This is a genomic window from Actinomycetes bacterium (assembly GCA_036510875.1).
In the GTDB taxonomy this organism is placed as follows: domain Bacteria; phylum Actinomycetota; class Actinomycetes; order Prado026; family Prado026; genus DATCDE01.
In genome coordinates this window covers 26737-36556 of sequence record DATCDE010000188.1, presented here as the reverse complement: position 1 = coordinate 36556, position 9820 = coordinate 26737, and the positions used below count along the sequence as shown (strand labels likewise).

Sequence of the window (9820 nt, the reverse complement as noted above, 5' to 3'; positions counted from 1 at the left end):
TGCGCTACCTGGAGACCAAACGGGACCGGATGGGTCACGACCTGCCGCTGCACCTGCTCGTGGAGGGGGACGCCCAGTGAGCGGGAAGGGTGCTCCGGCGCTGCCGCCGGTGGACGCCTCGGGGCTGCGGGTCGCCGTCGTGGCGGCGTCCTGGCACGAGCAGGTGATGGCCGGGCTGGTCGCCGGGGCGCAGCGGGCGCTGGACGCGGCCGAGGTCCGGCAGGCCGAGCTGCTGCGGGTCCCCGGCTCGTTCGAGCTGCCGGTGGTGGCCCGCGCGGCGGCGCTGGCCGGGTTCGACGCGATCGTGGCCCTGGGCGTGGTGATCCGGGGCGGCACCCCGCACTTCGAGTACGTCTGCGCGGCCGCCACGGACGGGCTGGCCCGGGTGGCGCTGGACACCGGCGTCCCGGTGGGGTTCGGTCTGCTCACCTGCGACGACGAGCGCCAGGCGCTGGACCGGGCCGGGCTGCCCGGCTCGTCGGAGGACAAGGGCGCCGAGGCGGTCGAGGCGGCCCTGGCCGCCGCCCAGGTGCTCCGTAGGCTGTCCCCGTGAAGACCTTCGAGCAGCTCTACGGCGAGCTCCAGGAGCGCGTCGCGTACCGGCCGCAGAACTCCGGGACCGTCGCCGCGCTGGACGCCGGCGTGCACGCCATCGGCAAGAAGGTGGTCGAGGAGGCCGCTGAGGCCTGGATGGCCGCCGAGCACGAGTCCCCCGAGCGCGCGGCCGAGGAGATCGCCCAGCTGCTCTACCACGCCCAGGTGCTCATGATCGCCTGCGGGCTCACCCTCGACGACGTCTACGCGAGGCTCTAGCCGTGCTGCGCATCGCCGTGCCGAACAAGGGGTCGCTGGCCGAGCCGGCCTCGCAGATGCTGCGGGAGGCCGGCTACCGGCAGCGCTCGGACGCCCGTGAGCTGGTGCTGCAGGACCCGGACAACGGGGTCGAGTTTTTCTTCCTGCGGCCGCGGGACATCGCCGTCTACGTCGGGTCCGGGCGGCTGGACGTCGGCATCACCGGGCGCGACCTGCTGCTGGACAGCGGCGCCGCGGCAGCCGAGCTGCTGCCGCTGGGCTTCGCCGGCTCGACGTTCCGCTACGCCGCGCCGACCGGCACCGCCACCGACGTGGCGGAGCTCGCCGGGCTGCGGGTGGCCACCGCCTACCCGGGCCTGGTGGCCAAGCACCTGGCCGACCACGGGGTCGCGGCCGAGGTGATCCGGCTGGACGGCGCGGTCGAGACCTCGGTCTCCCTGGGCGTGGCTGACGTCATCGCCGACGTCGTCGAGACCGGGACCACCCTGCGGCACGCCGGGCTGGCGGTGTTCGGCGAGCCGATCCTGCGCTCCGAGGCGCTGCTCGTCCGCCGGGCCGGCGCCGAGGCGACCCCGGCCGTGGAGCAGCTGGTGCGCCGGTTGCAGGGCGTGATCGTGGCCCGCACCTACGTGCTCATGGACTACGACATCCGGGCCGAGCTGGTCGACGCCGCCTGCGCCATGACGCCGGGCATCGAGTCGCCGACGATCTCGCCGCTGCGCGAGTCCGGCTGGGTGGCCGTGCGTGCGATGGTGCCGCGCCGGGACACCAACAAGGTGATGGACGAGCTGTGGGAGCTCGGCGCCCGCGGGATCCTGGTCACCGACATCCACGCGTGCCGGCTGTAGCCAGGCCGATGTCCGCCTGCCCGCCGCTGCGCACGGTCTGGCGGCCCGGGTTCGCCCGCTGGACCGCGGTCGGGGTGGCTCTGTTCGCGACGGTGACGCTCATCGGGATCGCCGTGCTGCTGCCGATCCCGTGGTCGGACCGCATCTACTGGCTGGACCGGGCCCTGCTGGCCGCGCTGGGGCTGTTCGCCGGCTGGTTCATCGGCCGGTTCGCGCGGGTGCGGGTGGCCGCGGACGACACCGGGATCCTCGTGGTCAACGCGTTCCGGCGGCACCGGCTGGAGTGGGCCCAGGTGGTCGGCGTCCGGCTGGGCAGCGGCGACCCGTGGGTGCAGCTGGACCTGTCCGACGGGACGGTGCTGGCGGCGATGGCCATGCAGACCGCGGACGGGGAGCGCGGCCGACGGATGGCCGCCGAGCTGGCCAGCTGCGTGGCCCAGCGCGCCGGCCGGGAGCCGGGCTCCCGAGAGCTGTCAGAGTGACGACGATGTATAGCTCGTCGTCACCCTGACAACTCTCAGCCGGACGGCGTCAGGAACTGCTCGACGGCGTCGGCGATTCCGGTGGCGATGGCCAGCTGGCCCGGTGGACTGGCCGCGAGCGTTCCCTCGAACGGGTCGGTGAGGAACAGCGGCTCCACCAGGGCCCCAGGCATCCGGCTGGGCGTGTCGAAGTACCCGGCCTTGGCCGGGCCCAGGATGAGCAGGTGGCCGTACGCCTCGCCCGCCGCGGTGAGCGCGTTGCCGTCGGCGCCGTCCTTGACCACGCCGACGTCGGGCACGTCCCAGTCCGGGTGCGCGTGCAGCTGCTTGATGATGTTGTCCTGCACCAGGGTGGCCAGCTGCAGGTTCTGCGCGGAGAACGGCCGAGAAGCGTCGTAGACCGTCATCACGCCGGCGTTCTTCGGGCTGGCCCCGACGTTGTAGTGCACCGACACCAGGGCGTCCGCCTTGCCCAGGTTGGCGCAGGTCGCCCGGGCGGCGACGTCCCGGTGCAGCCCCGCCGGGGTGAAGATCCCTCCGGTGAGGTCGCCGGGCCCGGGGTTGGCCACCGGTCCGTTCGTTGTGCGGGACACCACGACCCGGAACCCGGCCGCGCGCAGCAGGGTCGCGGCCTTGGCCACCACGGGCAGAGTCATGTCCCGCTCGTGCAGGGTCCGGCCCGCCTCGGTGACACCCACCCCGCCGGGGTCCGGCCCACCGTGCCCAGCGTCGAGGAACACCGTCTGCATGCGGTCCCCGTGAGTCGGTGCGTAGGCCAGGCACGCGCCGGTTGCGAACCTCGCGGGGTCCAGCGCCGGCACGGTGGCCTCGGCCACCGGAGTCGCGCCGGCTGCGGCGGCGCTGCCCTGGGTCGCCGGCGCGGAGCTCGCCATGACCGCCACGACGACGACGGCGGCGGTCGCGAGGCCGGCGATCAGCGCCGTGCGCCGGAGCCGGCGCGCCCGCTCGCGGCTCCACGATGTCATCTTTGCAGGCTAACCCGAGGACGGCGGGAACCAGGGCAGGCGTGCTCTGACCGGCCGGGAACAGTGGGCGGGTCCGGGGGATTGCACAGGCATGCGCGCGATCGTCTACACGACCACCGGCGGCCCCGATGTGCTCTCGCTGACCGATCGGCCGGTCCCCGTGCCCGGCCCGGGCGAGGTCCGGGTGCGCGTCGTGGTGTCCGGCGTGAACCCCACCGACTGGAAGACCCGGCGAGGCAGCGGCCCTGGCCAGCCGTTGGCCTTCCCGGCCGTGGTCCCGCATCAGGACGGCGCCGGGACCGTCGATGCGCTCGGGCCCGGGGTGTCCGACCTGGCCGTCGGGCAGCGGGTGTGGCTGTGGGAGGCCGCCTGGCAGCGGGCCGACGGCACCGCCCAGGAGTACGTGGTGCTGCCGCGGGCGCAGGCCGTCCCGTTGCCGGACGCAGCGTCGTTCGACCTGGGGGCCACTCTCGGGATCCCGGCGCTGACCGCGCACCGCTGTCTGACCGTCGCCGAGTCCGGGCCGGACCGGCTGCACCTCGGCGCGCTCTTCGGGCGCACCGTGCTCGTCGCCGGCGGGGCCGGGGCGGTGGGGCACGCCGCGATCCAGCTGGCCCGCTGGGCCGGCGCCGAGGTGGTCACGACCGTGAGCAGCCCGGCCAAGGCCGAGCTGGCCCGCCGTGCGGGGGCCCACCACGTGGTCGACTACCGGGCGCAGGACGCCGCCGGGGAGATCCGGAGGGTCGCGCCGCGGGGCGTCGACCTGGTGGTCGAGGTGTCGCCCGCCGTGAACGTGGCGCTGGACACCGCCGTGGTCGCGCCGCACGCCACCGTGGCGATCTACGCGAACAACGGAGGCGACGAGGTCGTGCTCCCGGTGCGGGCGCACATGACGCCGAATACCCGCTTCCAGTTCGTGCTGGTCTACACCGTCCCCGCCGATGCCAAGCGGCACGCGGTCGCGGACGTCGCGGCGGCGGTGGCTGCGGGCGCCCTTTCGGTGGGGGAGGACGCCGGCCTGCCGCTGCACCGGTTCGCGCTGGAGCGCACCCCGCAGGCACAGGCCGCGGTCGAGGCCCAGCTGGTCGGTAAGGTGCTCGTCGACCTCGGCTGAGCGCGCTGCGCCGTCAGGTTTCGGGCAGATCGTCCGGCAGATGCGACCATGGGACGGCGCTGCGGACCGTTCCGCGGCCGACGGAGCTGACGGGTCGGAGGAGGACGGGCGGATGCGCGGGTGAGCGCCGTTGCCGAACGGACGCCGCGTCGGGCCGGTTCCGCGTCCGACCGCCAGGGCCAGGCCGGCTTCCGGCCGGACATCGAGGGCCTACGGGCGCTCGCGATCGTGCCCGTGGTGGCCTACCACGCGTCCCAGTTCGCCGTGGTCGCCGGTGGGCCGAGCGTCCTGGTGGCGATCACCGCGCTGTTCGGCTGGGTGAGCGGCGGGTTCCTCGGGGTCGACGTCTTCTTCGTCATCTCCGGTTTCCTCATCACCGGGCTGCTCGTGCGCGAGGCCGAGGCCCGCGACCGCATCCACTTCGGCCGCTTCTATGCGCGGCGGGCCCGCCGGATCCTGCCGGCGGCCACGGTGACGCTGCTGGTCACGCTGGCCGTGTCGTTCGTCGTGCTGCCGGCCGCGCGGCTGGTGACGGTGGCCGGGGACGTGCTGTGGGCCGGGCTGTTCAACGCCGACGTCCGGTTCGCCATCTCCGGCGTGGACTACATGGGGGTCGCGGTCGCGCCGAGCCCGGTCCTGCACTTCTGGAGCCTCAACGACGAGGAGAAGTTCTACCTAGTGTGGCCGGTGCTCCTCACCGTCGCCACCTGGCTCGCGGTCCGGCGGTGGCGGCTGCCGCTGCGGCCGGCCCTGACGCTGGCGCTGCTGGCGCTCGCGGTGCCGTCCTTGTGGTGGTCGCAGCACCTGGTGTCGGTGGGCGCGCCGTCGGGCTACTTCTCGGCGTTCTCCCGTGCCTTCGAGCTGGCTGCGGGTGGGCTGCTGGCCCTCGCCGCACCGCTCGTGGAGCGGGTGCCACGGCCGGCGAGGGTGCTGGGGGCCGTCCTCGGGCTCGCTGTCGTGGCCGTGTGCATGGTCACCTACACGGCGCTCACCCCGTTCCCCGGCGTGACCGCGCTGCCCGTCGTCCTGGGCACCATGCTGGTGATCGCCGGGCACCCGGCCGGGATCGTCGCGCGCGGGCTGTCCCTGTCGTCGTTGCGCTGGGTGGGGCGGATCTCCTACTCGCTGTACCTGTGGCACTGGCCGGTCCTGGTGCTGGGCGCCGCCGCCGCGGGCGGCCGGCTGTCCGCCACCTACGCGCTGCTCGGCGTCGCCTTGTCCGTCGTCCTCGCCTGGGCGTCCTACCGGTTTGTGGAGCAGCCACCGCAACGGGCCGCCTGGCTGCGGCCGACCCGCAACGCGCTGCTGTTCGGCCTGGTCCTGCTGGTGGCCACGGCCGGCGCGGCCCTGGGGGTGGGCCGCGCCGCGACGAGGGCGGTGGCCGCGCAGGACGCCGCGGCCACCGCGGGGCTCACCCGGGTCGCCAAGGCCGACACCCGGCTGCTGTGGATCGGTGACTCGCTGACCCAGCGCGGCGAGGGTCCGCTCGAGGCAGCGCTGGGCGCGGCCGGCTGGGACTTCCGGATCGACGCGCTCGGCGGCCGCCCGATCGTCTCCGGGAAGCGGGCCGGCTGGACGCCGCTGTGCAACGCCGCCCCGACCTGCGGCGGCGACCAGGTGCTGCGCGCCGGACCGATCCCGCCGACCGTGGTGGTCGCGCTCGGCAGCAACGGGGAGGTCACCGCGCAGTACCGGGTGGCGCCGCCGACCCCCACCGACTCGGGGCTGCGGACCAAGCGCGACGCCCAGGGCCGCTACGTGATCACCGGCCAGGACACGCCCGCCCAGGTGGCCGCCGAAGTGGGCACGATCATGCGGCTGGTGCCCCGGACGACCACGGTCTACTGGGTCGGCATCTGGCTGGACGACCGGATCTGGGGCAACCTCACCTGGCGGCAAAGCGATGCGGCCATCCGGGCCACGGTGGCGAAGTACCCGAACGCCCGGTTCCTCGACTGGGCCGGCTACGTGGAGAGCCAGCACGTGCCCTACATGCCGGACGGCTCCCACCCGGACCCGGCCGGCATGGTCCTGCGGGCCCGCTGGCTGGTCTCCCAGCTGCGCTGACCCGACCGACCGGTCAGGCGGCGTGGTCGCCGGGGCCGCCGTGGTCGCCGGGGCCGCCCGAGGGGCGGGTCTGGACGGCGGTGACCTTGAAGGACTTGTCCCTCTTGACCTCGCCCTGGGTGCCGTCGGTCTTGGTGACGGAGGCCTCGTAGGTGTCGTCGCGGTCGGTCTCGACGCGGACGACGGTGCCGCCGGGGACGGCTGCCAAGGCTGCGGCCTTGACCTGGTCGGCGGTGGTCCCGGTCAGCAGGGTCTCGCCGGGGCCGCCGTCCCGGTACGGCGCGACCGTGCGGCCGAGCTCGACGAGCCGCCCGACGCCGCCTGGGCGATGGTCCGGGTCAGCACGGCGAGGCCGCCGAGCACAGCGGCGGACACGACGGCCAGGGTGATCTTCTTGGTGCTGGTCTGCACGAGGTTCCTCTCGTCCGGCCCAGCCGGTTCGGGGGAGCCGGGCGCGTCCGATGAGCGTGCGCGGGCCGGGTGAGACGGACCTTGCCCGGCGTGAGAGCGGCGTGAGAGTTCGTGCGGTCACGGTTGGGCGGGAGCGGCCGGCAGCTCGATGCCCACCTCGGTGCCGTTCGGCGTGGTCCGCGCGAAGGCGGTGCCGCCGTGCGACTCGGCGACGTCGCGGACGATGGCCAGGCCCAGTCCGGACCCGGGCATGCTGCGGGCCGTGTCGGCGCGGAAGAACCGGTCGAACACGTACGGGACGTCGGCCGCGGCGATCCCGGGCCCCCGGTCGGTCACCGTCACGGCGCCCTGGACCACCGTCACCCGCACCGGAGCACCCCCGCCGAACTTGGCGGCGTTGTCGAGCAGGTTGCTCACCGCCCGCTCCAGCGCGGCCGGCCGGCCTAGCACCTCGGTGGTGTCCGCGTCGACGGTCACGTCGCGGCCGTACCGGCGCCGGGTGCGGTCGGCGACGCGCTCCACGAGCGGGGCCAGCGTGACCCGCTGCTCGGGCTCCTGGTCGGCCTGGTCGGAGGCCAGCGCCACCAGCTCGTTGACCAGGTCGGTCAGCTCCCGGGTCTCCGCGTCCAGGTCGGTGAGCACCTGGACGCGCTGCTGGTCGGGCAGGTCGGCGTGCCGGCGCAGCACGCTCACGTTGGTCCGCAGGCTGGTCAGCGGGGTGCGCAGCTCGTGGCCGGCGTCCTGCACCAGCCGCTGCTGGGCCTCCCGGGAGCGGCGCAGCGCCTCGAGCATGCTGGCCAGGGCCACCCCGAGCCGGGCCGCCTCGTCGGTGCCCTCGGTGGGCACCGGGACGTCGAGCCGGCCAGTGCTGGCCACCTGCTCGGCGGCGTCGGTGAGCCGGGCCAGCCGCCGGGTGAGCTGGCGCGCGATCACCCACCCGGCCAGCCCCGACAGCAGCACCACGACGAGGACGACGATGAGGATCTGGCTGCGCAGCTGGTCCAGGACCCGCTCGTTCTCCACGGTGCTGCGCGCCACCTGCAGCGCGCCGCCGTCGCCCAGCGCCACCGTCAGGACCCGGAACGGCGTGTCATCGATGACCTCGTCCCGGCGCACGGAGCCCAGCTGCCCGGCGGCCACCTGGCGGTCGAGGGCGGTCACGGGCAGCACCAGCCCGGTCCCGGGCGAGCTCACGTTCCCGGTCGGGTCGAGCGTCTGGGTGACCACCTGCTCGGTGCGCAGCAGGTCGATCGGGTTCAGCCCGGTCGGCCCGCCCCCCGGCTGGCCACGGTCGCCGTCGCGGCTGTCCCGCTGCGTCTCGGCGGCCACGCTGGCCAGCGACGCGTTCACCTCGCTGTTGAGCCGGTCGGTCATGGCCAGGTAGCTGAGCATCCCGGTGATGACCGTGCCCACCGTGGCCACGAGCACGAACAGCAGGGTGATCTTGGTGCGCAGGCTGCCCATCGGGTGGGTCATGCCCGCACCGTGTAGCCCACCCCGCGCACCGTGTGGATCAGCTTGACGTCCTCGTCCGCGTCGATCTTGCGGCGCAGGTAGCTGATGTAGACGGCCAGGTTGTTCGAGCCTGGGCCGAAGTCGTAGCCCCAGATGCGGTCGTAGATGGTGCTGTGCACGAGCACCACCCCGGCGTTGCGCATGAGCAGCTCGAGCAGGTCGAACTCGGTCTTGGACAGCGTGATCGGCCGCCCGGCCCGGGTGACCTCACGGGTCGCCGGGTCCAGGGTCAGGTCGGCCACCACGAGCGGCGCGTCGATGCCGATGACGTCGCCGGCGTCACTGGCGCCGTCCATGGGCCGAAACCGGCGCAGCAGCGCGCGGATGCGGGCCAGCAGCTCGTCCAGGTCGAACGGCTTGGGCAGGTAGTCGTCCGCGCCGGCGTCCAGGCCGGCCACCCGGTCGGAGGTCTCGGTGCGGGCCGTGAGCATGAGGATCGGCGTTTGGTCGCCCTGCGCACGCAGCACCCGGCACACGGTGAGCCCGTCGATGCCGGGCATCATCACGTCCAGGATGAGCACGTCCGGCTTGTCGCCGGCGATCGCCTCCAGCGCCGACGCGCCGTCCGGGACGGCGACGACCGGGTAGCCCTCCAGCTCCAGGGCGCGGGCCAACGACTCGCGGATCGCGCGGTCGTCGTCCGCCACCAGCACCCGACCGGTCATCCGCCGATCATGGCGGACGAACCTAAGAACAGCGTGGGAACGCCCACCCGCCAGCGCGCGGCAGCATCGCCAGCAGGCGTTGACAAAGATGGGCGGTCGCGAGACGGCGACGCCGACCAGGGGCGCGGGCTGGCCGCGCGAGGTGGCGCCGGCTCAGCTCTGCTGGCCCATGGACCACAGCGCCCACAGCGTGGTCCGCACCCGCCGCGGCTGCCTGAGGGTGCCAAGCACCGCGTAGGCGACGTCCTCCGGGCGCAGGTAGGACTCCAGTGCCGGCATGCCTGGGGTGCGCCCGGTGCCCATGGCGAACTCGGTCTCCACCCCCGCCGGGCAGACGGCGGTCACCCGGATGCCCTTCTCGCGCAGCTCGCGGTCCAGCGCCCCGGCCAGCCCGACCTGGGCGAACTTGGTGCCGGCGTACACGGCCTCGTCGCCGCCGCCGCGCAGGCCCGCGACCGACGACACGATGACCAGGTCACCGCCGCCGGCCGCGATCATCGCCGGGACGGCGGCCCGCACGCTCCACACGGTGCCGGTGAAGTTCGTGTCGATCATGGTGGCGACGGCCTCGTCGTCGTAGTCGAGGATGCTGCCGTACAGGCCCATCCCGGCGTTGGCGACCATGGTGTCGAGCCGGCCCCACCGCCCCAGCGCCGCGTCGACGAGCCGCTGGTTGTCGGCGGGGGAGCGGACGTCCATGGTGACGGCGAGCGCGTTGTCGGTGCCGAGCTCGTCGACGAGCGTGGCCAACCGCTCGTGCCGGCGGGCCCCGATGGCCACCTTCGCGCCCTCCTCGACGAGCAGCCGGGCCACGGCGGCGCCGATCCCGGCGCTCACTCCGGTGATCGCGACGACGGTGTCGGTCAGGCTGCGGGTCTCGGCGGGCATGGGGTCCTCCTGGGGACAATGGGTGTGCTGC

General features: G+C 74.3%; 12 protein-coding genes. 6 read left to right on the top strand and 6 right to left on the bottom strand.

Annotated features, from left to right (window positions below; all coding sequences use genetic code 11):
• Positions 1 to 76 precede the first annotated feature (76 nt).
• Genes ribH through VIM19_11080 form a run of 4 tightly spaced genes read left to right on the top strand, consistent with a single transcriptional unit; the run spans position 77 to position 2143 of the window.
• Complete coding sequence (gene ribH / locus VIM19_11095; GenBank protein ID HEY5185426.1) at positions 77 to 553, top strand: 6,7-dimethyl-8-ribityllumazine synthase; 477 nt, start codon at positions 77 to 79, stop codon at positions 551 to 553.
• A complete protein-coding gene (locus tag VIM19_11090; protein ID HEY5185425.1) occupies positions 550 to 813 on the top strand; it encodes a phosphoribosyl-ATP diphosphatase in 264 nt (87 codons plus the stop codon). The genes ribH and VIM19_11090 overlap by 4 nt, the downstream gene beginning before the upstream one ends.
• 2 nt (positions 814 to 815) lie before the next feature.
• Positions 816 to 1661: an ATP phosphoribosyltransferase gene (gene hisG, locus VIM19_11085; GenBank protein HEY5185424.1), complete on the top strand. Its 846-nt coding sequence runs from the start codon at positions 816 to 818 to the stop codon at positions 1659 to 1661.
• A gap of 8 nt (positions 1662 to 1669) precedes the next feature.
• Positions 1670 to 2143, top strand: a complete 474-nt coding sequence (locus tag VIM19_11080; GenBank protein ID HEY5185423.1) for a PH domain-containing protein — start codon at positions 1670 to 1672, stop codon at positions 2141 to 2143.
• Between the two features lie 35 nt (positions 2144 to 2178).
• Here VIM19_11080 and VIM19_11075 read toward each other — a convergent pair whose 3' ends face one another.
• A complete protein-coding gene (locus VIM19_11075) occupies positions 2179 to 3129 on the bottom strand; it encodes an N-acetylmuramoyl-L-alanine amidase (protein ID HEY5185422.1) in 951 nt (316 codons plus the stop codon).
• 91 nt (positions 3130 to 3220) lie between these two features.
• Here VIM19_11075 and VIM19_11070 point away from each other — a divergent pair, with 91 nt between their 5' ends.
• Both VIM19_11070 and VIM19_11065 read left to right on the top strand, forming a co-directional pair.
• Positions 3221 to 4243 carry an NADPH:quinone reductase gene (locus tag VIM19_11070; protein HEY5185421.1) on the top strand — a complete coding sequence of 341 codons (1023 nt, stop codon included), beginning with the start codon at positions 3221 to 3223 and terminating at the stop codon, positions 4241 to 4243.
• Between the two features lie 120 nt (positions 4244 to 4363).
• The gene (locus VIM19_11065) at positions 4364 to 6310 is read left to right on the top strand and encodes an acyltransferase family protein (protein HEY5185420.1); all 1947 of its coding nucleotides are present in this window, start codon (positions 4364 to 4366) and stop codon (positions 6308 to 6310) included.
• 13 nt (positions 6311 to 6323) lie between these two features.
• Here VIM19_11065 and VIM19_11060 read toward each other — a convergent pair whose 3' ends face one another.
• The 5 genes from VIM19_11060 to VIM19_11040 all read right to left on the bottom strand — a co-directional run bounded on the left by VIM19_11060 (position 6324) and on the right by VIM19_11040 (position 9789).
• Positions 6324 to 6518 carry a hypothetical protein gene (locus VIM19_11060; GenBank protein HEY5185419.1) on the bottom strand — a complete coding sequence of 65 codons (195 nt, stop codon included), beginning with the start codon at positions 6516 to 6518 and terminating at the stop codon, positions 6324 to 6326.
• A 35-nt stretch (positions 6519 to 6553) separates the two neighbouring features.
• The gene (locus VIM19_11055) at positions 6554 to 6721 is read right to left on the bottom strand and encodes a hypothetical protein (GenBank protein ID HEY5185418.1); all 168 of its coding nucleotides are present in this window, start codon (positions 6719 to 6721) and stop codon (positions 6554 to 6556) included.
• Positions 6722 to 6838: 117 nt separating this feature from the next.
• Positions 6839 to 8197, bottom strand: coding sequence for a HAMP domain-containing sensor histidine kinase (locus tag VIM19_11050; protein ID HEY5185417.1), 1359 nt, complete (start codon positions 8195 to 8197; stop codon positions 6839 to 6841).
• Positions 8194 to 8901 (bottom strand): response regulator transcription factor, encoded by a 708-nt coding sequence (locus VIM19_11045; GenBank protein HEY5185416.1) that lies wholly within the window; start codon positions 8899 to 8901, stop codon positions 8194 to 8196. Before VIM19_11045 ends, VIM19_11050 begins: the two co-directional genes overlap by 4 nt.
• Before the next feature lie 153 nt (positions 8902 to 9054).
• Complete coding sequence (locus VIM19_11040) at positions 9055 to 9789, bottom strand: SDR family oxidoreductase (GenBank protein HEY5185415.1); 735 nt, start codon at positions 9787 to 9789, stop codon at positions 9055 to 9057.
• Between the last annotated feature and the right edge of the window lie 31 nt (positions 9790 to 9820).

What these genes read in the sequence shown, in the direction of transcription:
- VIM19_11080 (HEY5185423.1), top strand. Translation starts at nt 1,670, where the DNA reads ATGTCCGCCTGCCCGCCGCTGCGCACGGTCTGGCGGCCCGGGTTCGCC.
- VIM19_11075 (HEY5185422.1), bottom strand. Translation starts at nt 3,129, where the DNA reads ATGACATCGTGGAGCCGCGAGCGGGCGCGCCGGCTCCGGCGCACGGCG.
- VIM19_11070 (HEY5185421.1), top strand. Translation starts at nt 3,221, where the DNA reads ATGCGCGCGATCGTCTACACGACCACCGGCGGCCCCGATGTGCTCTCG.
- VIM19_11050 (HEY5185417.1), bottom strand. Translation starts at nt 8,197, where the DNA reads ATGACCCACCCGATGGGCAGCCTGCGCACCAAGATCACCCTGCTGTTC.
- VIM19_11045 (HEY5185416.1), bottom strand. Translation starts at nt 8,901, where the DNA reads ATGACCGGTCGGGTGCTGGTGGCGGACGACGACCGCGCGATCCGCGAG.
- VIM19_11040 (HEY5185415.1), bottom strand. Translation starts at nt 9,789, where the DNA reads ATGCCCGCCGAGACCCGCAGCCTGACCGACACCGTCGTCGCGATCACC.